The organism is Microbacterium lacus, assembly GCF_039531105.1.
In the GTDB taxonomy this organism is placed as follows: Bacteria; Actinomycetota; Actinomycetes; order Actinomycetales; family Microbacteriaceae; genus Microbacterium; species Microbacterium lacus.
Window position 1 is genome coordinate 586598 of record NZ_BAAAPK010000001.1, and the last position, 25524, is coordinate 612121.

A 25524-nucleotide genomic window follows, 5' to 3' on the forward strand; every position below is an offset into this window, starting at 1 on the left:
TCCGTCTCCATCATCGCCTAGGATCGGCTCATGCTGGGGCCGCTCGCCGTCGTCCTCCCGCTGGTCCTCGCGGGCGTCCTGCTGGCCAGCGCTGTCGGCAAGCTGCGGCACCCGGATGATCCGGCCGGGTGGGCCGAGCTCGGCGTGCCGAAAGCGCTGCGTCGACCCTGGCTCGTGCGCATCCATCCCTGGGCCGAACTCGCGCTCGCCGTCGCCCTCGCGGTGCTGGGCGGGCTGCTCGGCATCCTCGCCGCCGTCGTCGCCGCCATCCTGATGGCGGCCTATCTGTGGCTGGTCTGGCGCACGCTTCTTCGTGAGGTCGACGCGAGCTGCGCGTGCTTCGGGGAGCGTCGTCCGGTCACGCGGGTCACCGTGATCCGCAACGCGTGGCTCACGGTGCTGGCGCTGGGCACGGCGTGCGTCATCGGGATCACCCCGCTCGTGGGCGGCGCGGTCGCTGCGGCCGTGATGACCGCGGAGCCCGGCTGGCTGCTGGGGGTGGCCGTCGCCGTGATCACCGTTCTGGTGATCCGCTGGCCCGAGGGGGGTACCGACGGGACGGATGCCGTCCCCGCCGCATCCGCGGTCGTGACGGCATCCGACGACGAACTCGACTACGTGCGCACGCGGACGCCGTCTGTGCCCGTGACCCTCGCGGACGGATCTCTGGTGAACCTGCAGCAGCTCACCATGCTGCGTCCGATGCTCCTGCTGTCGGTGTCGGCGACCTGCGGCGGTTGCGAGCCCGTCATCGAGAAAGTGCCCGAGTGGCGCAGGCTTCTTCCCGAAGTCGACGTGCGCCTGCTGCTGTCCCATGCTCCGCAGGACGGCACCCTCACCGAGCTCACCGCACCGCAGTCGCTGCACGATCCGCATGGTTATGTCAGCGGATCGCTCGCGGAGTACTGGAGCACCCCGACCGCGGTCCTCTTCGGCGTCGACGGCCTCCTGGCCGGCGGTCCCGAGGTCGGCTACCTCGACATCGTCCGGTTCGTCGAGGACATCGATGCGACTCTCCACCCGCCGGCGCTCGACCCGGGAGCGCCGTGACTCCGGCGTTCACCATCCTGACCGTCTGCACCGGCAACATCCACCGGTCGGCGCTCGCGGCGACACTGCTGGAGACGTGGAGGTCGTGGTACTTGCCCGCACAGACGGCGTCGCTGATCAGGGTGCACAGCGCCGGCTTCGCCGCGCCGGTGGGCTCGCCGATGGGTGAGCACGTGCGGCTCGTCGCCGCCGCCCTGGGCGGCGACGGCACTGCGCACCGCGCGACGCAGCTGACGGACGAGATGATCGCCTCCGCGGACCTGGTTCTCGTCGCCAGCCGCCGCCAGCGCGACGAGGCGCTCGCCCGCGTACCGTCGGCGCTGCGCACGACCTTCACGATGCGCGAAGCGGGCCGCATCTGCGAAGCACTGCCGCCGGCGTCGCCCGCGGACCTCGTGTCGCTCCGCTCCGTGGTGGCGCTCATGGCGGATCACCGTGGCGAGCACGCCGATCCCGGCTCGGACGATGTGATCGACCCGCAGGGCCGCGACCTCGACGCGTACGTGCAGATGACCAGGGAAGAGGTCGTTCCGCTGGCGCGGCTCGGCGCGGCCCTCTTCGGGATGCCCGCCGCCGACCTGCGGGCCTACCTCGCCGTCGTCGACGATCCTGCCGCCGTCCTCGCGATGCTGGGCACGGACCCCGCGGCGACGTCGTGACCGCCCCCCTGCGCGTCGCGCATCTCGACCACACCTCGGCCGGCGGCGGTGCCGAGTACGCCCTCGCACGCATGCTCGCCGCCGGTGTGCCGTGGCGGCCGCTCCTCCTCCTCCCCCGTGGGCAGCGCGGCGGTGCGTTCACGGCGATCGACGGCCGGGTCGGCGTGCGCACGAACGGTGTCGCACAGCCCGCCGGGGTGAGCGGCGGCTCCGCCGCGACTGTGGGCGCCGCGGCCCTCAGACTCGCGATCCAGGCGCTGTCGACGCGGCTGCACCGTGGATGGCGCACCGCCGACATCGTCGACGCGAACACCGCCCGCGCCGCGGCATACGGGGCGCTCGCCGCTCTGCTCTCGCGCCGGCCGTTCGTCGTCCACCTGCGGGATCTGGTCGACGCGGAGTCCCTCGGCACGTTCGGGTTCGCCATGATGTCGCGCATCGCGCTGCCCCGCGCGGACGGCGTGATCGCGAATTCGCGCGCGACCCTGCTCTCCGCGGCGCCGTTCGTGCGGTCACGCGCGCTCACCGCCGTGATCCCCAGCGCCTCGGGGCTGTCCGGTCGGCCGTCGACCTCGCCGCCGGTCCGATCCGACGGACCCCTGCGGGTGGGGATGCTGGCACGCATCGATCCCTGGAAGGGTCAGTCGCTTCTCCTCGAGGCGTTCGCCGTCGCGTTCGCCGACGGTGATGAGGTTCTCGAGTTCGCCGGGGGTGCGCCGTTCGGGCACGAGTCTCACGTCGCCGAGCTGTCCGCGCGGGCTCGCGCGCTCGGGATCGCGGATCGCGTCGTGTTCTCCGGTCACGTCGAGGATGTCCCGGCGGCGCTCGCGCGCTGGGACATCGCGGTCCAGGCGTCGCTCCGCCCGGAGCCTCTCGGCCAGAATGTCCTCCAGTACCTGTCGGCGGGGGTCGCGTGCATCGTGGCGGATGAAGGCGGGCCGGCTGAGTGGGTCGAGGACGGACGCAACGGCACGCGATTCGCGCCGCGCGACAGCGCGGCGCTCGCCGCCGCGCTGCGCGCCCTGGCGGCTGACCCCGCTCGACGGGCGAGGTTCGGCGCCGCCGGACCGCGTACGCCCGGCTTGCTCACGGACGCTGAGGTCGTCGCCGCGCACGCCGACTTCTATCGGGAGGTGGCGCGGCGACCTCAGTCGCACACGCGGGCGTAGAGGCGAACCCCGCCGAAGAATCGCGGCTCATCCGACCGGGCGTCCGCCCGGCACCCCCAGTGCTCGTCGATGTCACGGAGGTCACCGGCCGAGGGTTCGTCCAGACTCACGATCCACACCGTGCCTACCGGGCGCGTACTTTCCCCGGCCCCGCGGAACGTGAGCGGATCCGTCGCGGCGATGCTCTGCTGATCGAGCCGCGGGTGCGTGCCCGCCACGAGTTCCGCCCGCAGTCGTGATGCCCATTCGTCCTCCTGCAGCACGCGGGCGAGGGACAGGGCGACGGCCGAGTGCGCGCTCTCCTGGATGACGACCACCCCGTCCCCGACCTCGGCCCGTGCTGCGAGCTCGGCTCCGAGCGCCGGGAAGTCGTCGTAGAGCCCCGGCGGGCGCACGAGCTGCGTCGCTGCGAACGCCACAGCGGCGAGCAGAAGCGCGGACGCCGTGAGTCCGGCGACCCGCGACCACGGGCTCCGGCCACGGAGGGCGGCGGACACGGCGCAGCCCACGATGAGGGCGGCGCCGATCGAGATCCAGGTCAGGTAGCGAGCGGTGTAGACCGGCGTGAAGACCCACGATGCGACGAACAGCGCGGTCGGCGCGACGAAGGTCAGTGTCGCAGCGAAGACGAGACCGCGCACGCGTTCAGGCTGCCCGCGGCGGGCGAGGGCGAACCAGGCGGCGATCGCCGCGATCGCCAGGACCGTCAGCCCGAGCGCGTCCCAGACGACCGCACGGTAGGCGGAGACCCCGGCGACCTGTGCGAGCGCAGCCGTCGCGGAACGCACGTCCGGGGGCGTCAGCCACGCGATCTGAGATTGCTGACCACTGCCGATCACGCCGAGGGCTCCTGCCGCGGCGAGTGCCGGCAGGCTCCATATCGCCCATCGTCGCCACCACGAGGGCTCTCGACCGACACCGATCACCGCGATGCACGCCAGGGCGACCGCGCTGATCAGGTGCATCGACACCGCGGCGAGCGCAGCGGCCGAGTACACCGCCCAGACGCCGCGGTTCCGAGGCCCGGCTCGATCCGCCGCGGCGATCGCCGCCGTCACGCACGCCAGCATCAGCGCGTACGGTCGCGCCGTCATGCCGGCGGTGATCGCCGCGCCGTTCACGGCGAACATGATCCCCGCGGCGGTTCCCGCGACGGCTCCCCACCAGCGGAGCGCGACGGCGGCGATCAGCGCGGCGGAGGCGGCGAAGGCGAGAATCGACACGAGGCGCAGACCGATGCCGTCGCCCAGGAGCGGCGCCAGCAGGTGCGCGAGCAGGTAATACGGCACCACGACCGCATCGCCGTCCGCGACGGCGCGCAGCAGATCGCGAACGTCCAGTCCCGCGTGCAGGGCGGTCGCGTACTCGTCGCGCCAGAGCGGGACCACGGCGCTGCGCGCGCTCGCCAGCACGCCGGCCAGCAGCGCAGGCAGAGCGGACGTCAGCAGCCGCGTCGGGAGGGCCGGCGAGAACCCCTCGGAAACCCGCGGATCACCGTCGATCCGTGTCACGGTGGCCATCGTAGCGCCGCGCCCGCCCGTGACCTCTCCGTGACCGATTTCCCTGGTGAACCACAGGCGCCCTCAGCCAGGATCGGGACCATGGTCTCACCTCGCCTCCTCGTCGTCCCCGTCCTGGCCGCGCTCGCGGTCGGCGCGTTCGCCGGCTGCGCAGCGACACCCGCCGACGCCCCGTCGCCGACCGGCACGGACCCTGCCACGCAGACCGAGCTCGACGCGGCCTGGCTGGACGGCGGGCGCATCATCGGCCTCGTCACCTCCGGCAGCTCCAGCTGCGTGCCCGCCGCGGACGCCGCGACGGTCGAAGCCGACGGCTCGCTCCTGGTGACTCTCGTCGAACCGGATGCCGAGACGGCGTGCACGCGCGACCTCGTGCCGCGCGTCACGCTGGTGGAGGTTCCGGAGGGAGTGGATCCGACGCAGGATCTCGCGATCATCGTGTCCGGTGACGGCTATTCCGGACAGGTCGAGCTCGACGGCGTCACCGGCCTCGCCGGCGGCGGAATGACGGACTACCTGCCGAGCGCCGGATGGACGGACACGGACGGACAGTTCGTGGTGCTGACATGGGGTTCGTCCTCCTGCGCCCCGATCGTCGACCAGGTGGCGGCATCCGGCCCCGCAGAAGTGACGGTCACTTTCCAGACGCCCCCGGCCGATCAGGTCTGCACGATGGACATGGCGCCGCGCGCATTCGTGGCGGTCGTGGACGGACTCGAGGAAGACGGCGACGTGTCGCTCGTGCTCGCCGGCACCCCCGGGTTCGATGATGTGCGTATCCCGATCTACGGAGAGGACTGATCATGGCACGGCGTCCGGCACCCCTCATCGGCGCTCTCGCCCTCGCGGCGATGCTCGGCGCGGCCCTGACCGGCTGCGCGACCGCAACCCCGTCCAGCGGAGCGGATGCCACTCCCCAGGCAACCGAGACACCCGCCGGTGAGCTCACCGAGTTCGACGCGGCGTGGCTGGACGGCGGGCGGCAGGTCGGCCTGGTGACCCAGGGCTCCTCCACGTGCATCCCGACCGCCGAGGATGTCTCCTACGCCGACGGTGTGCTCCAGCTGACGCTCGCCGACGTCTCCGATGGCCCGTGCACGATGGACTACGTCCCCCGGGTGTCCCTCGTCCCGGTCCCCGACGATGTCGACCCGTCCACGAACCTCGCGATCGAGGTCTCGGGCGACTACGTCGGCGAGATGGTCCTGCCCGGCGTTGAGGGGCTTGCCGCCGAGAGCCCGTCCGAGCAGTTGCCGAGCGCGGGATGGACCACGACCGACGGCACGTTCATCGTGCTCCTGTGGGGTTCTTCCGGCTGCCCCGAGTACATCACCACCGCCGAGGTCTCCGGCGACGCGGCGATCTCCGTCTCCCTGTCCGGCCAGCCGGAGGACAAGGTCTGCACGGCCGACATCGCTCCGAATCCTCAGCTGACCACCGTGGACGGGCTCGTCGGTGTTCCGGATGTGGCACTCACCCTCAACAGTCCGGGCGTCGATCCGTACACGACGCCGATCCTCGGCGTGAACGGCGGCACCGCCGGCTGAGTCACGGATCGGTGCGCACGAGCAGATCGCCGATCTCGCAGTCCAGTGCCCGGCAGATCGCCGCGAGCGTCGAGTAGCGGATCGCCTTCGCGCGATCGTTCTTGAGCACCGAGAGGTTCACCACCGAGACCCCCACGATCTCGGAGAGCCGGGTGAGGGTCATGCCGCGCTCGACGAGCAGCTCGTCGAGCCGGCAGTGCACCCCGGTCGGGCCCTCATCCTCGGCGGGGGTCATACCAGGCCCTCGGTGTCGCGCTGCAGCCGGTCGCCGACGGTGAACGTCGTGACCGCGAGTGCCCCGAGGAAACCGACCGTGAGGAGCTGCACCAGGTCGGCGGAGAGGACCACGTTGTCGAACGTGCGGTCCGAGATCCAGGCGAACGCGCCGTTCGCGCCCATGTTGGCGAAGAACGGTGCGGCCGCGACCCCCAGGAAGGTCACGATCCCTGCCGTGCCGACCAGCCGGGTGTTCGTCTTGCTGAACATCCGGCCGTGCAGGACGTTCCAGGTGAGCAGGAGCAGACACGTGACGACGGTCACGACCGCCGCGGCGACGACGACGGGCTCGAGGACGAGTGCCGCGACCGAGGCGATCGGCAGCTCGGGAGCGGTGAGGTAGGCGGTGTCGAGCTCCACGGTGACCGGCGCTCCGTCCGGTCCGATCGGCGCCTGCGCGGGCGTGCCCGCGAACTGGGCGAACACCCGCACCGCACCGCCGCCGAGCACCTCGGTGATCCGGATCACCGACTGCACCACGCTCACCACCGCGAAGGCGGCGCCGGCGAGCATGAAGACGGCCATCGAGACGGCATCCCATCGAGACAGGATGCGAGGTGTGTGCGTCTGAGCAGTCATGGTGAACCTCCATATCGATAAACGTTGTTATCGAAAAACGATATGCAGGTGATCCGCGTCTGTCAAGCGCGTCAGGCGCTATGCCCACGGCGAACAGCGGCATGCGGCATCCGCGTGCTCGTTACCCTCGATGTATCGCACGAAAGTGCGTCAGATGGCCCGAGGCCGGAGGAATGACATGTTCGAGAGATTCACGGACCGTGCCCGTCGTGTGGTTGTGCTCGCCCAGGAAGAGGCGAAGATGCTCAACCACAACTACATCGGCACCGAGCACATCCTGCTCGGCCTGATCCACGAGGGCGAGGGTGTCGCCGCGAAGGCGCTGGAGTCGCTCGGCATCTCGCTGGATGCCGTCCGCGAGCAGGTGCAGGACATCATCGGCCAGGGCCAGCAGCAGCCGACCGGGCACATCCCGTTCACGCCGCGCGCCAAGAAGGTGCTCGAGCTGTCGTTGCGCGAAGCGCTTCAGCTGGGCCACAACTACATCGGCACGGAGCACATCCTGCTGGGTCTCATCCGCGAGGGCGAGGGCGTCGCCGCCCAGGTGCTCGTCAAGCTCGGCGCCGACCTGAACAAGGTGCGCCAGCAGGTCATCCAGCTGCTCTCCGGCTACCAGGGCAAGGAGCCGGCCGCCGTCAGCGGTGCCGCTCACGAGGGCCAGCAGGCCGCCCAGGGCGGCTCGGCCGTGCTCGACCAGTTCGGCCGCAACCTGACGCAGGCCGCACGCGACAACAAGCTCGACCCGGTGATCGGTCGCGAGAAGGAGATCGAGCGGGTCATGCAGATCCTCTCGCGTCGCTCGAAGAACAACCCCGTGCTGATCGGTGAGCCCGGCGTCGGCAAGACCGCGGTCGTCGAGGGCCTCGCCCAGGCGATCGTGAAGAACGACGTCCCCGAGACGCTCAAGGACAAGCAGGTCTACTCGCTCGATCTCGGTTCGCTCATCGCCGGATCCCGCTACCGCGGTGACTTCGAGGAGCGCCTGAAGAAGGTCACGAAGGAGATCCGCACCCGCGGCGACATCATCGTCTTCATCGATGAGATCCACACGCTCGTGGGCGCCGGTGCCGCCGAAGGCGCAATCGACGCCGCGTCGATCCTCAAGCCGCTGCTGGCCCGCGGCGAGCTCCAGACGATCGGTGCGACGACGCTCGACGAGTACCGCAAGCACTTCGAGAAGGATGCCGCGCTCGAGCGCCGCTTCCAGCCGATCCAGGTCGCCGAGCCGAGCCTGCCCCACGCGATCAACATTCTGAAGGGGCTGCGCGACCGCTACGAGGCGCACCACAAGGTGCAGATCACCGACGGGGCGATCGTCGCCGCGGCGAACCTCGCCGACCGCTACGTGAGCGACCGGTTCCTGCCCGACAAGGCGATCGACCTGATCGACGAGGCCGGCGCCCGCCTGCGCCTGTCGATCCTCTCCAGTCCGCCGGAGCTCCGCGAATTCGACGAGAAGATCGCGAAGGTCCGCGAGCAGAAGGAGCAGGCGTCCGAGGACCAGGACTTCGAGAAGGCCGCGTCGCTGCGCGACGAGGAGAAGTCCCTGCTCGCCGAGCGTCTGCGCCTGGAGAAGCAGTGGAAGTCCGGAGACGTGGCGACGCACGCGGTCGTGGACGAGGGGCTGATCGCCGAGGTGCTCGCTCAGGCCACCGGCATCCCGGTGTTCAAGCTCACCGAGGAGGAGTCCTCGCGCCTGGTGTTCATGGAGAAGGCGCTGCACCAGCGCGTCATCGGCCAGGAGGAGGCGATCGCCGCACTCTCGCGCACGATCCGCCGCCAGCGCGCGGGTCTCAAGGACCCCAAGCGTCCGTCCGGCTCGTTCATCTTCGCCGGCCCCACCGGCGTCGGCAAGACCGAGCTCGCCAAGGCGCTCGCCGAGTTCCTCTTCGACGACGAGACCGCACTGATCTCGCTGGACATGTCGGAGTTCGGTGAGAAGCACACCGTCTCGCGTCTGTTCGGTGCCCCTCCCGGATTCGTCGGCTTCGAGGAGGGCGGCCAGCTCACCGAGAAGGTGCGCCGCAAGCCCTTCAGCGTCGTGCTGTTCGACGAGATCGAGAAGGCCCACCCGGACATCTTCAACTCGCTCCTGCAGATCCTCGAAGAGGGTCGCCTGACCGACGGTCAGGGTCGCGTGATCGACTTCAAGAACACGGTCATCATCATGACCACGAACCTCGGCTCCTCTGCGATCGCGGGCGGACCGGTCGGGTTCCAGGTCGAGGGCAATGCGGCCACGAGCTACGAGCGGATGAAGGGCAAGGTCGACGAGGAGCTCAAGCGCAACTTCAAGCCCGAGTTCCTGAACCGCCTGGACGACGTGATCGTCTTCCCGCAGCTGAACAAGGACGAGCTCCGTCAGATCGTCGGCCTGTTCACGAAGCGCCTCAGCGAGCGTCTGCTGGACCGCGACATGACCGTCGAGCTGTCGGATGCCGCGAAGGACAAGCTCATCGAGATCGGCTTCGACCCGACCCTCGGTGCGCGGCCGCTCCGCCGCGCCATGCAGCGCGAGGTCGAGGACCGCCTGTCCGAGAAGATCCTGCACGGCGAGCTGAACGCCGGCGACCACGTGAAGGTCGACGTCGAGAACGGCGCGTTCGTCTTCGAGACCGTCCCGCGCGGTGAGAAGGTCGCGATCGGGGTCGGCGGCGGCGGCGAGATCGCGGTCACGCCGGACCTCGCGATCACGAGCGACTGATCCGGCCGGGCCCCGCCCGGACACCGAGAGAGCGGATGCCACCCGAGGGGCGGCATCCGCTCTCTCACGTTGTTCGGTCGTACGCTGGGAGGATGACCCAGTACCGGATCCGGTCGGCGCGGTCCGCCGACGTGCGCGGTATCCGCGACCTGCTCGAGCCCTACGTGCAGCGGCGGATCCTGCTCGGCAAGGATCTGGTCGTGCTCTACGAAGCGGTGCAGCAGTTCGTCGTGGCCGAAGCCCCTGACGGAACACTCATCGGCTGCGGCGCCCTGCACGTGATGTGGGAGGACCTGGGCGAGGTGCGCACCCTGATCGTGGCCGACGAGTGGTTGCATCACGGTGTGGGGCGCGCGATCGTCGAAGCGCTCGAGGACAACGCCCGCACGCTCGGGCTCACGCGCCTGTTCTGCCTGACGTTCGAGGTCGACTTCTTCACGCGCCGCGGCTTCACCGAGATCGGCGAGCAGGTCGTGGACCCCGACGTGTACTCGCAGCTCGTGCGCAGCCCCGACGAGGGCATCGCGGAGTTCCTCGACCTCGCCCACGTCAAGCCGAACACGCTCGGCAACACCCGGATGCTCAAGACCCTCTGACGGCGTCGCCCTGACAGGATGCCGTCAGCCGGCGCGCGGCGTCGTGGCAGGCGGAGGTGCCGACGTAGCCTGGAGACATGAGCGCCGAATCCCCGCGCCGGCGGCCCTCGCCGGCGGTCTACCGCCGGCGTCGGCTCGTCCTCCTCGTCGCCCTCGTCGCCGTCGCGGCGCTCGTGTGGCTGCTCATCGCCCAGCCCTGGCGCGGGGCTGCCGTCGAGAAGCCGGCGCCGACCCCGACGCGCTCCACGTCGACGCCGACGCCGGACCCGATGCCGACCGGCGTGACGACGCCGACGGAGTCCGCGGCTCCGGCTGGGCCGTCACCGGAGGCGTCGGCCGAAGAGACGCCGACGGCGAAGCCCTGCGTCGCGCGCGACATCGCCGTGCAGGCCGTGACCGACCAGGAGACGTACGCCGCCGGCCAGAACCCGCAGCTGTCGATCACGCTCACCAACAACGGCGCCACGGATTGCACGCTGAACGTGGGAACCAGCGCGCAGACGTTCACGATCATGAGCGGCAGCGACGTGTGGTGGCGTTCGACGGACTGCCAGACCGAGCCGAGCGACATGGTCGTCCTGTTGAGCGCGGGCCAGACCGTCTCGAGCGCGACGCCGCTGACGTGGGACCGCACGCGCTCCTCCGTCGGCTCGTGCGACGACACCGGTCGACAGGTCGCGCCCGGTGGGGGAGCCTCGTACCATCTGAGCGTCGAGATCGGCGGAATCGCCTCCACCCAGTCCGCGCAGATGCTGCTGTACTGACCCCGGGCCGGGGCTTTCGGGTGAACCGGGAACCCACCCAATCTGTCCCCCGAAGAGGGGACAGACGGATGTGCGGGGTGGGCGTAGCGTGGATGGCAGCTCCCGCTCGTCGGCTCATAGCTGTCCCCAGCAGCGTCTCGTCCCCAGCGAGGAACTGAGCCACCGGAGAGCACTTGGCCCTCTCGAGTCCCTCCCCGCGCAGGGGGCGGCCCGAGGGGGCCGAGTCATTTCCGTTCGGCGGATGCCGGACCCCCGGCATCCGTCCGCGAACGTGAAGCGGGGCCGCGGCGTCCTCCCGGATCGCCGCGGCCCCGCCCGCTCCTCGTCGGCTACTTCTTTGCTTCGTCTCCGAACACCTCGGTCTCCATGGCGTCGTAGCCCTCTTCCTCAGGGTTCCAGTGCTTCCCGCCGGACAGGGCGTACTCCTCCTCGGGGGAGAGGACGAGGCGGTGGCGGAAGAACAGCGCGAAGCCGAGCAGGATGATGACGTACACGATGAAGATCGCGATGATCGCGGGCACGAACGTGGGGTTCAGCAGGAACCCGACGAAGATGAGCGCCGCGATGGCGGCCGCGATCACAGCGCCGGCGATGCCCCACGGGCTGCGGTAGGGGCGGTGCGCATCGGGGAACTTCCGGCGCAGGATCACGAAGGAGATCATCTGCAGCAGGTAGGCCAGCACCGCACCCCACACCGCGATGTTCAGCACGATCGCGCCCGCGACCGCACCGGCGCCTTCGTTGAGCGCGGCGACGGTGTCGAGCACCACCAGGGCGATGAAGCCGATCACGGCTCCGATCGTGAGGGCGACCCAGGGAGTCTGGCGCTTTCCGGTGAGGGAGAGGAAACGCGGGTAGTAGCCGGCGCGGGAGAGCGAGTACATGTTGCGCCCGTACGCGAACATGATGCCCTGGAGGGACGCGAGGAGGCCGACGAGCGCGAACAGCGCGAGGAGCGCGGCGAGCTGGTCGCCGACGATCGCGCGGAAGCCGTCCAGCAGCGGCTCGGCCGCGACGCCGGTGGCCTCGGCGCCGATCACGCCCGTGTTCAGGAACAGCACGAGCAGACCCGTGACGATCAGCGTGCCGCGCGCCCAGAAGCCGGCCTTCGGGATGTCGCGCACCGGGTTGTGAGCCTCCTCCGCCGCGAGCGGCAGCTCCTCGATGCCGAGGAAGAACCACATCGCGAAGGGCAGCGCGAACAGGATCGGGAGCACGCCGTGCGGCAGGAACTCGGTCTGACCGGGATCGGGGGCGATGTCCCACAGGTTCGCCCACTGGAACGCGCCCGAGAAGATCGCCATCGCCGAGAAGACGAGGATGATGCCGATCGAGATGATCGAGACCACGATCGCGAACTTGAACGAGATCGCCGCCCCGGCGGAGTTCAGCGCAATGAAGACGACGTAGAGGATGATCCACCACACCCACGTCGGCATCGAGAAGTTCAGCAGCTCGCTCGTGATCGCGTCCGCGTAGGAGGCGGAGAAGTACACGATCACCGCGGTCGTCGCGACGTACTCGATCGTCTCGGCGGCGCCGGTCACGAGACCGCCCCACGGGCCCATCGCCGACCGGGCGAACGAGTAGGCCCCACCGGTGTGCGGCATCGCGGCGGCCATCTCGCCGATCGAGAAGATCATGCCGTAGTACATGACGACGAGGATCGCGAAGGCGATCAGCATCCCGCCGAAGCCGGCGAAGTCGATGCCGAAGTTCCATCCCGAGAAGTCGCCCGAGATGACGGCGGCGACCGCGAGGCCCCACAGGCCCCAGATGCCGGCGGACCGCTTGAGGGTCCGCTTCTGGAAGTACTCCTGACCGGCTCTGGTATAGGTCGCGCCTGCGACCTTCGCCGAATCCTTGCGGGTCTGGGACATCGATCCTCCGTGCAGTCGGGTGTGAGTCGGGGGTGCCGTCTTGCGCATGATTGTGATGCCTATTGGTGGGTTCTGTCTACCTTTGGAGCGAACTTCGTGGTTACAGTGGACGCGACACGGGCGCCCTGCTCGCGTCGCGGACGGGCCCCGGGCCCGTCGCCGGAAGGGGAGCAATGCCAGGCAACCTCAGCGTCGCGGAATTGAGTGCCGCCATCTCGGCAGACGAGATCGACACCGTGATCGTCGCCTTCGCCGACGCGCAAGGGCGCCTGGTCGGCAAGCGCGTGTCCGCCCGGCTCTTCCAGGAGGAGGTCCTCCCACACGGCGCCGAGGCGTGCAACTACCTGCTCTCCGTCGACGTCGACATGAACACCGTCGACGGGTACGCGATGTCCAGCTGGGAGAAGGGGTACGGCGACATGATGCTGCGCTCCGACCCCGGCACCCTCCGCCGGATCCCGTGGCAGCCCGGCACCGCGCTGGTGATCGCGGACCTCGGCTGGGAGAACGGCGAGCCGGTCGCGCAGTCGCCGCGCGCGATCCTGAACCGTCAGCGCGATCGCCTCGCCGAGCGCGGGCTCACCGCCTACGCCGGGACCGAGCTCGAGTTCATCGTGTTCGACGACACCTACCGCGACGCCTGGGCCAAGGGCTATCGCGACCTGACCGCATCCACCGACTACAACGTCGATTACGACCTCCTCGCATCCGGACGGCTCGAGCCGCTCCTCCGGGACATCCGCCGCGGCATGGACGGTGCCGGGATGTACTGCGAGGGCGTGAAGGGCGAGTGCAACCTCGGTCAGCAGGAGATCGCCTTCCGTTACGCCGAGGTGCTCGAGACTGCCGATCAGCACACGATCTACAAGGCCGGTGCGAAGGAGATCGCCGAGAAGCACGGCAAGGCCCTGACCTTCATGGCCAAGTTCAACGAGCGCGAGGGCAACAGCTGCCATATCCACTTGTCCGTGCGCGACCAGGACGGGCGACCCGTGATGGCCGGCGACGGCGCGTACGGCTTCAGCCCGTTCATGGAGCACTGGATCGCCGGGATCCTGGCGACCCTGCGCGAGTTCACCCTGCTGTATGCGCCTACGATCAACTCGTACAAGCGGTACCAGAAGGGCACGTTCGCACCGACCGGGGTCGCGTGGGGGCTGGACAACCGCACGTGCGCGCTGCGCGTCATCGGGCACGGCAACTCCCTGCGTCCCGAGAACCGGGTGCCGGGCGGTGACGTGAACCCGTACCTGGCGATCTCCGCGATCATCGCGGGCGGCCTGTACGGAGTGGAGAACGAGCTGCCGATGCCCGACCCGCTCGCCGGGAACGCGTACTCGTCCGACGTCGACCACCTGCCGACGACTCTTCGGGAGGCCGCGGCGCTTTTCGAGCAGTCGACGATCGCGCGGGCTGCGTTCGGCGACGACGTGGTGGAGCACTACCTCAACCAGGCGCGCATCGAGGTCGAGGCGTTCGATGCCGCCGTGACCGACTGGGAGCGAATCCGTGGCTTCGAACGTCTCTGACGGGATCGATAACGGCCTGACCCGTCCACCGGTCATCGGCCTGACCACGTATCTGGAGCAGGCCAAACAGGGCGTCTGGGACGTCCGCGCGGCCTTCCTCCCGCAGCAGTACTTCGCCGCCGTCACGGCATCCGGCGGCATCGCGGTCCTCCTCCCCCCGCAGCCCGCGCGGGATGCCGTCGCCGACGCTGTGCTGGAGGGCCTGGACGGACTGATCCTCACCGGAGGACTGGACGTCCAACCCGAGCTGTACGGGGCGGAGCGGCATCCGCTCACCGACCCCGCCCGGCCCGACCGCGACGCGTGGGAGCTCGCGCTGTTCCGGGGAGCAGAAGAGCGGCGGATGCCGGTCCTGGCGATCTGCCGGGGACTCCAGCTCGTGAACGTCGCGCGCGGAGGCACGCTGCACCAGCATCTGCCGGAGGCGATCGGCACCGACCGCCACCGCATCGGCGGCGGGGTGTTCGCGACCAACACCGTCTCCGTGCAGGGCGGTACCGCGCTCGCGGCGCTGATCGGCGAGGGCGAGTTCGGTGTGCACAGCTACCACCACCAGGGCGTCGATCGCGTGGGCGAAGGCCTGACCGTCACCGCGACCGATGAGGTCGGACTCGTCCAGGCCTTCGAGTCCACCGGCGACGGCTACGTCGTCGGCGTGCAGTGGCACCCCGAGGAGAACGTCGAGGATCGCCGCCTGTTCGCCGGACTCGTCGACCAGGCCGCGGCGTATGCCGCCGCACGCATGAAGACAGGACAGATCGCGTGAGCACTTTCACCGTCATCAACCCCGCGACCGCCGAGCCGCTCCGGGAGGTCTCGCGGGCGAGCGTCGACGATGTCGACGCGGCGATCGCGCGCGCGGTGCGGGCGCAGCGCCACTGGGCCGCGCTCGCCCCGCTCGCCCGCGCCGATGCGATGCGCGCTTTCGCCCGGGTCGTCGAGGCGCACGTGGAGGAACTCGCGCTGCTCGAGGTCCGCAACTCGGGACACCCCATCTCGTCCGCGCGGTGGGAGGCCTCGCACGTCGCGCAGGTGCTGAATTACTACGCGGGATCGCCGGAGCGACTCATCGGGCAGCAGATCCCGGTCGCCGGCGGCATCGACGTCACGTTCCACGAGCCGTACGGCGTCGTCGGGATCATCGTGCCGTGGAACTTCCCGATGACGATCGCCGCCTGGGGGTTCGCCCCGGCACTCGCCGCGGGCAACGCCGTCGTGCTCAAGCCCGCCGAGCTCACTCCGCTCACCGCGATGCGGCTCGGCGAGCTCGCACTCGAGGCGGGTCTGCCGGAGGGTCTGTTCGAGGTCGTCACCGGCTCGGGATCCGTCGTCGGGCAGCGGTTCGTGTCGCACCACGACGTCCGCAAGGTCGTCTTCACCGGCTCGACCGAGGTCGGCACGGACGTCGCAGCCGGGTGTGCGCGTGCACTCAAGCCGGTCACCCTCGAGCTCGGCGGAAAGAGCGCGAACATCGTCTTCGCGGATGCCGACCTCGAGCGCGCGGCGGCATCGGCGCCGGGCGCTGTGTTCGACAACGCCGGGCAGGACTGCTGCGCCCGCAGCCGCATCCTCGTGCAGCGCGCGGTGTTCGACCGATTCCTCGAGCTCCTCGAACCTGCCGTGGCGGACTGGCGTGTCGGCGACCCGCTCTCGGAGGCGACTCAGATGGGCCCGCTCATCTCGGCCGCGCACCGCGACACCGTGACGCCGTTCGTGAAGCACTCCCGGGTCGCCTTCCGCGGCTCGGCGCCGAACGACCCCGGGTTCTGGTTCGCGCCGGCCGTCGTGATCCCCGACTCCCGCGAGGACCGTGTCGTTCGGCATGAGATCTTCGGACCGGTCGTTGCGGTGCTGCCCTTCGAGGACGAGGAGGACGCGATCGCGCTCGCGAACGACACGATCTACGGCCTCGCCGGTTCGATCTGGACCGAGAACCTCGGCCGTGGCGTGCGCGTGGCGCGCGGCGTCAAGAGCGGGGTGCTGTCGGTGAACTCCCACTCGTCCGTCCGCTACACGACCCCGTTCGGGGGCATGAAGGCGTCGGGGCTCGGCCGTGAGCTCGGACCCGACGCTGCCGAGCACTTCACCGAAACCAAGAACGTCTTCTTCGCCACGGATATGCCGTGAGCGGCATCCACCCCACCGCACAACCCAGGGAGCATCAGCAATGACCGTCGATCTCACCCAGCGTCTGAAGGACCGCGTCGCCATCATCACCGGCGGTGCGAGCGGGATCGGCCTGGCGACCGCACGGCGCTTCGCCGCCGAAGGGGCATTCGTCGTGATCGCCGACCTCGACCCGGCGACGGGCGAGGCGGCGGCATCCGAGGTGGGGGGAGTCTTCCGCCGCGTGAACGTCGCGGACGAGGATCTCGTGAACGAGGTCTTCGACGGTGTCGCGGCCGAGTTCGGCCGCATCGACATCGCGTTCAACAACGCGGGGATCTCGCCCGCCGATGACGACTCGATCGAGACGACCGAGCTGCCGGCCTGGGATCGCGTGCAGGACGTGAACCTCAAGAGCGTGTACCTCTGCTCGCGCGCGGCGCTGCGGCACATGGTGCCGGCCGGCAAGGGGTCGATCATCAACACGGCGTCCTTCGTGGCCCTGCTCGGGTCGGCGACGTCCCAGATCAGCTACACCGCGTCCAAGGGCGGCGTCCTGGCGATGACGCGCGAGCTCGGTGTGCAGTTCGCGCGGCAGGGCATCCGGGTCAACGCCCTGTGCCCGGGCCCGGTGAACACGCCGCTGCTGCAGGAGCTGTTCGCGAAGGACCCGGAGCGCGCGCAGCGCCGCCTCGTGCATGTGCCGATGGGCCGGTTCGCCGAACCAGAGGAGCTCGCGGCATCGGTGGCGTTCCTGGCCTCGGACGACGCGTCCTTCATCACCGCGACCGCGTTCGTCGTGGACGGCGGCATCACGAACGCGTACGTCACGCCGCTCTGAGGCCCGAACATGTGCCGAACGACTGCTGCGCGGGACGAAAGTGAACTCCGCGGGACGAATGGACCGTCGCCCGTCCCAGCGAGCCGTCGTTCGGCACGGTCAGGGCGGACGCCGTGAGCGAGGCGCCGCTCCGGGAGGTCCGCCGGGTGGTCTACCGGCCCCTCCGCGAAGGCAATGCGCTCGAGGACACCGTCGCCCGGCTCGTGCAGACCATCCGCCTCGGGGTCGTCGCCCCTGCGGAGTCGCTGCCGCCCGAGCGTGAGCTCGCGGCACTCTATGGCGTGAGCCGCGACACGGTGCGCGAGGCGATCCGCGAGCTCGCCGACACCGGCTTCCTCGTGCGGCGGCGTGGCCGATACGGGGGGACTTTCGTCGCCGACCCCTTGCCGCAGCCTCCGCCCCCGGGGGTCGTGCCGGTCGCGGAACTCGAAGACGTCCTGGGTCTCCGCCGGGTCGTCGAGGCGGGTGCCGCGCGCGAAGCGGCCGCCCGGACACTCGACCCGGAGACCCGCGCGCAGCTCTGGGAGCGGCACGAGGCGGCGACCGGCGCGAGCCCGGCCGACTACCGGCGCCTCGACACCCTCTTGCACCTCACGATCGCCGAGATCGCCGGCATCCCGTCGCTCGTGGAGATCGCAGCGGACAACCGGGCGCGGGTGAACGCGTGGCTCGACACGTTCCCGCTGCTGCCGCGCAACATCGAGCACTCGAACGCCCAGCACGAGACCATCGTCACGGCGATCCTCGCCGGGCGTCCCGAGGCGGCCGAGGCGGCGACGCTCGAGCATCTCGCGGGGTCGGAGGCGCTGCTGCGCGGGTTCCTCACCTGAGCCGTGGGTACGCTGAGCGGATGCCGTCGCATAGCGATCCCGATCAGCCGGAGTTCCGAAACCCGTCCTTGAGTGACGCGCTCCAGACCCGGGACCTCGCGGCGGTCGCGTTCGCCCTCCGGCATGGGCCGACGGTGGTGCCGCTCCGGGCAGAGGACGACGAGGCCCTGACGACCACGGATCCCGCTACGGGGCAGGGTGTCCTGCTGCTCTTCAGCGACATCGCCTTCGCGCGCGCCGCGCTCCCGGGCCCGGTGGCCCTGCGCACCCCCGGCTGGCTGCGTGCGTTCCTGGACCTGTACGAAGGAGAGGTCACCACGGTGATCCTGGACGTCGCGGGCCCGCATCCGATGCGTGCCGCGGCACCCGACCTGCTCGCCGCCCTCGACGCCTGACGGCACCTCGCGAGAGGGCAGAAATGTAGGGTCCGCGCGGCGTGTCGCCCTACAGAAGTGCCCTCTCGCGAAGGGCAGGGAGCTCGACATCGGAAGCGGGATTTGGCACACTCGCCGGATGGAATTCCTCATCGTCGGCCTCGTGTGCGCGGCGGGACTCGTGATCCCGGTCGTGCTCGGCATGCGCGACAGCAGATACCGCCGCACCCACCGCGGCCGGTGAGCTGCGACTCAGAACGTGGGGGCGTCCTCGCCCGGACGGGACTTCGCCCGCCGGCGCACGTCGTTCAGCGCCCCGCGCAGCGTGAGGGACCGGTCATCGATCAGGTCGGCGTAGCCGAGACGTGTCGCCTCGCTCCGGCGCTGGGATGACTGGGTGACCCGTCGCACCTCGCCGGCCAGGCTCAGCTCGCCGATCGCGGCGAGACCCTGCGGTGTGGATTCGTTGCGGACCGAGCCGGCGACGGCGATCGCGATCGCGAGGTCGGCCGCGGGTTCGGTGAAGCGCACCCCGCCGACCGTCGAGACGTAGACGTCGAGGTTGGACGTCGTGATGCCCGCGCGCTTCTCGAGAACCGCGAGGACCATCGCCACGCGGGCGCCGTCCACACCGTTCACGATGCGACGCGGGTTCGGTGCCGCCGTGGCGATCGTGAGCGCCTGCACCTCTACCGGCAACGCACGCCGGCCCTCGAGCGCGATCGCCACGCACGTGCCGGGCTCGACGCTGCCGTGCCCGAGGAAGAGCGCGCTCGGGTCGGCGACCTCGGCGATGCCCGAGCCGGTCATGTCGAAGCACCCGACCTCATCGGTCGGCCCGAAACGGTTCTTGAGGGCTCGGACGAACCGCAGCGACGTCTGTCGGTCGCCCTCGAACTGGCAGACGACGTCGACGAGGTGCTCGAGCACGCGGGGACCGGCGATCGTGCCGTCTTTCGTGACGTGCCCCACGATGATCACGGGGAGACCGCGTTCCTTCGCGACGCGGATGAGCGTCGAGGCCACTTCGCGCACCTGGCTCGGGTGGCCGGCCATGCCGTCGGAGAGGGCGGAGGACACGGTCTGCACGGAGTCGACGATCAGCAGCTCGGGCCGGACCTCGTCCACGTGCCCGAGGATCGTCGCGAGGTCGGTCTCGGCCGCGATGTAGAGCTCGTCGTGCAGCGCCCCCGTGCGCTCGGCCCGAAGGCGCACTTGCGCGGTCGATTCCTCCGCGCTCGCGTACAGCACGCGCCGCCCGGACCGCGCACTCTGCGCTGCGACCTCGAGCAACAGGGTCGACTTGCCGACCCCCGGCTCGCCGGAGAGCAGGATCGCCGCGCCGGGCACGAGACCGCCGCCCAGGACGCGGTCGAACTCCCCGACTCCTGTCGTGCGCCGCGGCGCGTCCCTCGTGTCGATCGCGGTGATCGGGCGGGCTACGCGCTCGGCGCTCGGCGCGACCGGAACCATGGCGCGCACCAGGCCGGTCTGCTCTGCGGCCTCGACCACGGTGCCCCACTGCTGGCACTCGCCGCAGCGGCCGACCCACTTGGGTGCCGTCCACCCGCATTCCGTGCACTTGTAGGGCGCGGGTGCGGAGGTGCGTCGGGTCGCCATGAGCCCAGGGTAGGCGGCACCTCCGACAGACGGATGCCGCACCCGCGGCATCCGCCCGAGTCGGGTCCCGTCCTAAGCTGTCGGTATGCGCGTCGACTCCGCCCACCGCCGAATCGCAGCCCTGCCGGAAGAGGTCTTCCGTGCGTTCCGGGACCCCGGTCTGCTTGCCGCGTGGCTTCCGCCCGAGGGGATGCACGCGCACCTCGAGCAGTTCGACCTCCGCGCGGGCGGCGGATTCCGCTCCGTGCTGACGTACGAGACGCACGATGCGCCCGGCAAGTACTCGGCGCACAGCGATGTGACAGAGACCAAGATCCTCGAGATGGACGCCCCGCACAAGATCGTCTGGTCGGTGCGGTTCCCGTCGGAGGATCCGTCGTTCGCGGGCACGATGTTCATGGAATGGACGTTCGAGGCCGTGCTGTCCGACGACCCCGAGCAGACCCCCGGCTCGCAGGTCCACGCCGATCTCGGCACGCTCGTCACCGTGCAGGCGAAGGATGTCCCGCCGGGGATCGACGCCGCGGAACACGTCGCCGGGCTCGAGTCATCGTTGCGCAAGCTCGCCGGGCTGTTCGAGCACCGCGCGCGCTGACCCCGGCGACGGGCTACTGCCCGAGCGCGGCGATGAGCCCCGCTTGCACGGCGGGAGCCGGGTTCCCTCCGTCGTCGGGAAGGCCGGCGTCACTGTTCACGATCACGATCACGGTCGTGTCCGTGTCGTAGTTGTGGAAGAGCGCGGTGTTGTAGCCCGGGATCTCGCCGGTGTGACCCCACCAGCCGTTGCGATTTCCGATGCCGATCCCGTACCCCGCCGTCTCGGTGTTCGGCGGCGGTGAGGTGAGGATCGACTCGCGGCGGACATCCTGCATGGCGGGGGAGAGCACTCCTTCGCCCGTGAAGAGCGCGTGCGCCCACTTCTCCAGGTCGTCGATCGTCGAGATGACCTCGCCCGCCGCGTACATGTAGGACGGGTCCCAGTCGGTCGCGACGGCGAGGGTGCCGTCCGGCTGCCCCTGGTCGGTGACACCGGACATGTGCGGCGAGCCGATGCCCTCGTAGTCCCCCGGGAAGACCGTCGCGTCCATCCCGAGCGGATCGAAGAGGCGCTCCTGGTAGACCTGTTCGATCGGCTGTCCGGTGACCTGCTCGATGATCATCCCGAGGATCACATAGTTCGTGTTCGAGTACTGCCATCCCTCGCCGGGCGCGAACGGCACCGGCAGCTCCTTGGCGATGTCCAGGACCTGCTGCGGGGTGTAGTGGGTGGCGGGGTCGCTGAAGTACTGGTCCTGCCAGCCTTGGTACAGCGAGTACGACGGGATGCCGCTCGTCATGTCCGCGACCTGCTGGATCGTCGCCGTGCCGTTGGGGGCGTCCGGGACGTACTGGGCGACGGGATCGTCGAGGCTGATGAGCCCCTCGTCCACCAGCTGCAGCAGGATCGTTCCCGTCATGGTCTTCGTGACGCTGCCGATGCGTGCGAGGTCGGTCGCCGTCGGCGGCTCGTCGGTGTCGGGACCTGCGCCGCCCGATGTCCCGGTCCACGTGCCGTCCGGCGTGATGACCCGGGCGATCACGCCGGGGAACCCGGCGAGGGCGCGCGTTTCATCCAGGACGGCCTGCAGAGCGGCCTGGGTGTCGGCCGCGATCCCCGCTTCCGCGGTCGGACTGGACGTGGCCGCCGGATCGGATGCCGACGAGCTGCATCCGGCCAGGGCGAGCGCGCTCACCAGGACGGCGGTCGCGATGGCGCGGCGAACGTGGGGACGATCGTTCATGATGACTCCGCAGGGCGAGGGAGTAGTTCGGGTAGCGCAAGTATGGCCGAGGATTCGGCTGCGCGGGAGGGGTCGTGGGTAACGATTTCGCCCCGACGCGCCGGGCTCAGCGCAGCGAGGCCGCGACCTCGCGCAGCGCGTCGGCGGACCGGCGCATGAGGCCGAGCTCGCTCGGCGAGTACGGCGTCTGCGGGATCGGGTGCGCGCCCGCGGCGTTCACGACCGACGGCACCGAGAGGGCGACCCCGTCGATGCCGTGGTAGTCGTGCAGCACTGTGCTCACCGGCATCACGGCGTGCTCGTCGTGCAGGATCGCCTCGACGATCCGCGCGCTGGAAAGGCCGATCGCGTAGTTCGTGGCGCCCTTGCCCTGGATGACCTTGTACGCGGCATCCCGGACGTCGACGGCGATCGCGTCGAGTTCGTCGACGGTCATCCGCGGGTGCCCTTCGCTCTCCCATTCCAGGATCGGCACGGTCCCGACCGTTGCGGTCGACCACAGCGGGAACTCGGTGTCGCCGTGCTCGCCGACGATGTAGGCGTGCACGCTCGCGCGGGAGACTCCGGCGCGCTCGGCGAGCCGCCAGCGCAGGCGGGAGGTGTCCAGGACGGTGCCGGACGCGAAGATCCGCTCCGGCGGGAGGCCGGTCTGCTCCTGCGCGAGGACCGTCAGCACGTCGCACGGGTTGGTCACGATCACGTAGATCGCGTTCGGGGCGACCTCGAGCAGCTGCGGCATCATCGTCTTCAGGATGCCCGCGTTCACGCCCGCGAGTTCGATGCGGGTCTGGCCCGGGTTCTGCTTCGCGCCGGCGGTGATCACCACGACGTGGGATCCCTCGACCACCGAGATGTCGCTGCCGCCGACGATGTCGCTCGACCCCGTGAACTGCGTGCCGTGCGCGAGGTCGAGCACCTCGGCCTCCACCTTCGCCGTGGCGATGTCGTAGAGCGCGACGTGCCGTGCTGAGCCGCGGATCAGTGCGGCGTACGCGGTGCTCGCGCCGACGCTCCCCGCTCCGACGACGGTGAGCTTCGAGTTCTCGATGACGGTCATGCGACCAGTGTGGCAGGACGCGCACCGACCGGCACGGGTGGGGTCGCCGTGATTATCCGGCCGCCGGGGTGGCGGCATCCACGGGTCGCGAATTGCGGATGCCGAGGAAGGAGACCAGTCCGCCGAACGCCAGCATCGCGGCGGCGACGATCGCTGCCCGGTAGAACCCCTCCAGGTCCAAGGTGCCGCCGACGATCGTGGCCAGCATCGCGATCACGAGCAGGCCCGCGACGCGCGAGACCGCGTTGTTGACGGCGGACGCGATGCCTGAGCGGCTCGTGTCGACTGCGCCGAGGATCGCCGTGGTCAGCGGTGACACCGTCGCGGCAAGGCCCAGGCCGAAGACGATCATTCCGGGGAGCATCTGCGTCCAGTAGTCGAAGTCCTCCTGCACGCTCAGCAGCAGCAGAACTCCGACTCCCATCACCAGCGGGCCGACCGTCATGAACAGGCGAGGCCCCCACTTGCCGGCCAGGGCACCCATGCGCGAGCTGAGCAGGATCATCAGGATCGTCGTCGGGATGCTGGCGAGCCCGGCGAGCGTGGCGGGCAGGCCCGCGCCCTGTTGGAGGTATACCGCGACGACGAATCCGTTCAGCGACAGCGCGGCGTAGATGAAGAAGGTCGCCACGTTGCCGGTCCAGAAGTTGCGGATCTTGAACAGGCCGAGGGGCAGAATCGGGTCCCGCGTCGTCCGCTGGCGGACGAGGAAGCCGGCGAACAGAAGGATGCCGATCATGAGCGGGATCCAGATCGCGGGATCGGTCCAGCCGAGTCTCGGCTGCTCGATCAAAGCGAAAACGGCCGCGCCGAGGCCGAATGTGCACATCAGCCCACCCAGCCAGTCGATGTGCGTGTCGGGCTTGCGCACGTCGTGGGCCTGGAGTCGGGTGAGCAGCCACAGGGTGAGGCCGATCGGGATCACGTTGATGAGGAACACCCAGCGCCAGGAGAGGAAATCAACGAACAGGCCGCCGATCAGCGGGCCGGCGATCATCGCGCTGGTCGTGAGGGCCGTCCACTGTCCGATCGCCTTGCCCTGCAGCGGGCCGCGGATCGTCGAGGTGATGAGGGCGAGTGAGCTGGGCACCAGAAACGCGCCGGCGGCCCCCTGGACTGCGCGGGCGATGATGAGGAAGAGTGGTTCGGGGGCCACAGCGATGGCGATCGAGGCTATGCCGAACCCGATCAGGCCGATGCGCATGACGAGGATGCGGCCGAACGCATCGCTGACCGAGCCGGCCAGAAGGATCAGCGCGCTGAGGGTGATGAGGTAGGCGTCGACCACCCACTGCTGGGTGATCAGCCCGCCGCCGAGCTCCCGGCTGATCGCCGGCAGGGCGACGTTGACGACGGTCCCGTCGAGGAACGCCACGAACGATGCCAGCGCCGCGATCCAGACGACCAGCCGCTGCTGGCTGTCCAGAGTCGGGCTCATTTTCTCAAACTAGACCTTCGTCCGGACCGGCGGGCCGCGGGGTGCGGTCAAGGACGTAGCATCTGTGCAGACGTGGGCGGATGCGGCATCCGATGCGCCTGAGGGGAATGGCGGAATGGAATTCGGACTGCACATCGCGGACTTCACGTGGCGCACCGGCGCGGCGCGCCTCGGCCCGGCGCTCGCGGCGCACGTGCGGGGCGCCGAGGCGGCGGGCATCCAGCGCATCACTGTCATGGACCACTTCTGGCAGCTGCCGGGGATCGGACCCGTCGAGCACGAGATGCTCGAGGCGTACGCGACCCTCGGGTTCATCGCGGCGCATACCGAGAAGGCCCTGTTGCACACGCTCGTCACGGGGGTGATCTACCGCCATCCCGCGCTCCTGGCCAAGCAGGTCACCACGCTGGACGTGCTGTCGGGCGGTCGTGCCGCCCTCGGGATCGGTGCGGCGTGGAACGAGCAGGAGACGCAGGGACTCGGGTTCGCCTTCCCGCCCGTCGCGGAGCGGTTCCGGCAGCTCGAGGAGACCATCCAGATCTGCCTGCAGATGTGGTCGGACTCGGAGGAGCCGTACGAGGGCGCGATCTGGCAGCTGGAACGCACCTTGAACTCGCCGCAGAGCCTGACGCGGCCGCATCCCTATCTCATGATCGGCGGGGGTGGCGAGAAGAAGACGTTGCGGATGGTCGCGCAGTACGCCGATGCGTGCAACCTGTCGGCGATGGGGGAGCTGCCCGCGCACAAGCTCGACGTCCTGCGGGGGCATTGTGACGCGGTCGGGCGCGACTACGACGAGATCGAGAAGACCGCGATGATCGGTGTGAATCCGCAGTCGACCGTGGATTCGGTCGCTGCGGTCGTTTCTGGACTGGCCGCCCTGGGCTTCACGGCGACCTACGTCTTCTCGGTCGGGATCGACGAGCCGGCGCGCGTCGTGGACCTGATCGCCGGGGTCGCCGCGCGGGGGTAGGTTTCGTTCGCGGGCTCGGTGTGTCGTAAGCTTGTCGGCGGTGACGTGTCCGAGCGGCCGAAGGTGCAACTCTCGAAAAGTTGTGTAGGGTAACCCCCTACCGTGGGTTCAAATCCCACCGTCACCGCCACTTTGAGCCGGATCGGCCTACTTCTCAGTAGGTTTCGATCCGGCTCATTCCGTGGAGGCGGATCTGGTTCTCGCTCGAATGTGGGCACGGGCTGCCCGGAG

The 25524-nt window shown here is 69.9% G+C and carries 24 protein-coding genes and 1 tRNA gene; 17 read left to right on the top strand and 8 right to left on the bottom strand.

All coding sequences use genetic code 11. From position 1 onward, the window contains the following. Positions 1–30: 30 nt before the first annotated feature. From ABD197_RS02825 to ABD197_RS02835, 3 genes are read left to right on the top strand one after another with little or no spacing between them, the layout of a single operon-like run. Entirely contained in the window at positions 31–1050 is a 1020-nt protein-coding gene (locus tag ABD197_RS02825) for a MauE/DoxX family redox-associated membrane protein (RefSeq protein ID WP_344051382.1), read from the top strand. Next, positions 1047–1709, top strand: coding sequence for an arsenate reductase/protein-tyrosine-phosphatase family protein (locus ABD197_RS02830; protein WP_344051384.1), 663 nt, complete (start codon positions 1047–1049; stop codon positions 1707–1709). Before ABD197_RS02825 ends, ABD197_RS02830 begins: the two co-directional genes overlap by 4 nt. Beyond that, positions 1706–2878: a glycosyltransferase family 4 protein gene (locus tag ABD197_RS02835; protein WP_344051386.1), complete on the top strand. Its 1173-nt coding sequence runs from the start codon at positions 1706–1708 to the stop codon at positions 2876–2878. The genes ABD197_RS02830 and ABD197_RS02835 overlap by 4 nt, the downstream gene beginning before the upstream one ends. Here the strand turns inward: ABD197_RS02835 and ABD197_RS02840 are convergent. Further along, entirely contained in the window at positions 2857–4389 is a 1533-nt protein-coding gene (locus ABD197_RS02840) for a hypothetical protein (protein WP_344051388.1), read from the bottom strand. The two genes, ABD197_RS02835 and ABD197_RS02840, sit on opposite strands and share 22 nt — an antisense overlap. A 90-nt stretch (positions 4390–4479) precedes the next feature. Between ABD197_RS02840 and ABD197_RS02845 the strand changes: the two genes are divergently transcribed. Beyond that, complete coding sequence (locus ABD197_RS02845; protein WP_344051390.1) at positions 4480–5199, top strand: hypothetical protein; 720 nt, start codon at positions 4480–4482, stop codon at positions 5197–5199. Positions 5200–5201: 2 nt separating this feature from the next. Beyond that, positions 5202–5945 carry a hypothetical protein gene (locus ABD197_RS02850; protein WP_344051392.1) on the top strand — a complete coding sequence of 248 codons (744 nt, stop codon included), beginning with the start codon at positions 5202–5204 and terminating at the stop codon, positions 5943–5945. 1 nt (position 5946) lies between these two features. Here ABD197_RS02850 and ABD197_RS02855 read toward each other — a convergent pair whose 3' ends face one another. After that, entirely contained in the window at positions 5947–6180 is a 234-nt protein-coding gene (locus ABD197_RS02855) for a helix-turn-helix domain-containing protein (RefSeq protein WP_344051394.1), read from the bottom strand. Then, positions 6177–6800 carry a hypothetical protein gene (locus ABD197_RS02860; protein WP_344051396.1) on the bottom strand — a complete coding sequence of 208 codons (624 nt, stop codon included), beginning with the start codon at positions 6798–6800 and terminating at the stop codon, positions 6177–6179. The genes ABD197_RS02855 and ABD197_RS02860 overlap by 4 nt, the downstream gene beginning before the upstream one ends. Before the next feature lie 178 nt (positions 6801–6978). Between ABD197_RS02860 and ABD197_RS02865 the strand changes: the two genes are divergently transcribed. The 3 genes from ABD197_RS02865 (at position 6979) to ABD197_RS02875 (ending at position 10864) form a co-directional block, all read left to right on the top strand. After that, a complete protein-coding gene (locus ABD197_RS02865; RefSeq protein WP_344051398.1) occupies positions 6979–9504 on the top strand; it encodes an ATP-dependent Clp protease ATP-binding subunit in 2526 nt (841 codons plus the stop codon). Between the two features lie 92 nt (positions 9505–9596). Beyond that, positions 9597–10100, top strand: a complete 504-nt coding sequence (locus ABD197_RS02870; RefSeq protein WP_344051400.1) for an amino-acid N-acetyltransferase — start codon at positions 9597–9599, stop codon at positions 10098–10100. A gap of 77 nt (positions 10101–10177) precedes the next feature. Further along, positions 10178–10864, top strand: a complete 687-nt coding sequence (locus tag ABD197_RS02875; protein ID WP_344051402.1) for a hypothetical protein — start codon at positions 10178–10180, stop codon at positions 10862–10864. A 329-nt stretch (positions 10865–11193) separates the two neighbouring features. Here the strand turns inward: ABD197_RS02875 and ABD197_RS02880 are convergent, their stop codons facing one another. Continuing rightward, on the bottom strand, positions 11194–12744 hold the full coding sequence (locus ABD197_RS02880; protein WP_344051404.1) for an amino acid permease: 1551 nt from the start codon (positions 12742–12744) through the stop codon (positions 11194–11196). 173 nt (positions 12745–12917) lie between these two features. Between ABD197_RS02880 and ABD197_RS02885 the strand changes: the two genes are divergently transcribed. The 6 genes from ABD197_RS02885 to ABD197_RS02910 all read left to right on the top strand — a co-directional run bounded on the left by ABD197_RS02885 (position 12918) and on the right by ABD197_RS02910 (position 18445). Beyond that, positions 12918–14273, top strand: a complete 1356-nt coding sequence (locus ABD197_RS02885; RefSeq protein WP_344051406.1) for a glutamine synthetase family protein — start codon at positions 12918–12920, stop codon at positions 14271–14273. Next, positions 14254–15039, top strand: a complete 786-nt coding sequence (locus ABD197_RS02890; protein WP_344051408.1) for a gamma-glutamyl-gamma-aminobutyrate hydrolase family protein — start codon at positions 14254–14256, stop codon at positions 15037–15039. The genes ABD197_RS02885 and ABD197_RS02890 overlap by 20 nt, the downstream gene beginning before the upstream one ends. Further along, a complete protein-coding gene (locus ABD197_RS02895; RefSeq protein WP_344051409.1) occupies positions 15036–16400 on the top strand; it encodes an aldehyde dehydrogenase family protein in 1365 nt (454 codons plus the stop codon). The genes ABD197_RS02890 and ABD197_RS02895 overlap by 4 nt, the downstream gene beginning before the upstream one ends. Before the next feature lie 40 nt (positions 16401–16440). Next, the gene (locus ABD197_RS02900) at positions 16441–17220 is read left to right on the top strand and encodes a 3-oxoacyl-ACP reductase (protein WP_344051411.1); all 780 of its coding nucleotides are present in this window, start codon (positions 16441–16443) and stop codon (positions 17218–17220) included. Between the two features lie 113 nt (positions 17221–17333). Beyond that, positions 17334–18050, top strand: coding sequence for a FadR/GntR family transcriptional regulator (locus tag ABD197_RS02905; protein WP_344051413.1), 717 nt, complete (start codon positions 17334–17336; stop codon positions 18048–18050). A gap of 20 nt (positions 18051–18070) precedes the next feature. Then, positions 18071–18445 (top strand): dehydrogenase, encoded by a 375-nt coding sequence (locus tag ABD197_RS02910; RefSeq protein WP_344051415.1) that lies wholly within the window; start codon positions 18071–18073, stop codon positions 18443–18445. A 231-nt stretch (positions 18446–18676) separates the two neighbouring features. On the opposite strand, the gene radA is transcribed toward ABD197_RS02910, so the two are convergent. Beyond that, on the bottom strand, positions 18677–20044 hold the full coding sequence (radA, locus tag ABD197_RS02915; protein WP_344051417.1) for a DNA repair protein RadA: 1368 nt from the start codon (positions 20042–20044) through the stop codon (positions 18677–18679). Positions 20045–20129: 85 nt separating this feature from the next. Between radA and ABD197_RS02920 the strand changes: the two genes are divergently transcribed. Beyond that, entirely contained in the window at positions 20130–20639 is a 510-nt protein-coding gene (locus tag ABD197_RS02920) for an SRPBCC domain-containing protein (RefSeq protein ID WP_344051419.1), read from the top strand. Positions 20640–20652: 13 nt separating this feature from the next. Here the strand turns inward: ABD197_RS02920 and ABD197_RS02925 are convergent, their stop codons facing one another. From ABD197_RS02925 to ABD197_RS02935, 3 genes are all read right to left on the bottom strand, one after another. Continuing rightward, positions 20653–21825: a serine hydrolase domain-containing protein gene (locus ABD197_RS02925; RefSeq protein WP_344051421.1), complete on the bottom strand. Its 1173-nt coding sequence runs from the start codon at positions 21823–21825 to the stop codon at positions 20653–20655. A gap of 106 nt (positions 21826–21931) precedes the next feature. After that, positions 21932–22882 (bottom strand): L-lactate dehydrogenase, encoded by a 951-nt coding sequence (locus ABD197_RS02930; protein ID WP_344051423.1) that lies wholly within the window; start codon positions 22880–22882, stop codon positions 21932–21934. 52 nt (positions 22883–22934) lie between these two features. After that, entirely contained in the window at positions 22935–24320 is a 1386-nt protein-coding gene (locus tag ABD197_RS02935) for an MFS transporter (protein ID WP_344051424.1), read from the bottom strand. Positions 24321–24435: 115 nt separating this feature from the next. Between ABD197_RS02935 and ABD197_RS02940 the strand changes: the two genes are divergently transcribed. Both ABD197_RS02940 and ABD197_RS02945 read left to right on the top strand, forming a co-directional pair. After that, a complete protein-coding gene (locus tag ABD197_RS02940) occupies positions 24436–25293 on the top strand; it encodes an LLM class F420-dependent oxidoreductase (RefSeq protein ID WP_344051425.1) in 858 nt (285 codons plus the stop codon). 39 nt (positions 25294–25332) lie between these two features. Then, positions 25333–25423: transfer RNA gene (locus ABD197_RS02945), tRNA-Ser, on the top strand. Positions 25424–25524 lie beyond the last annotated feature (101 nt).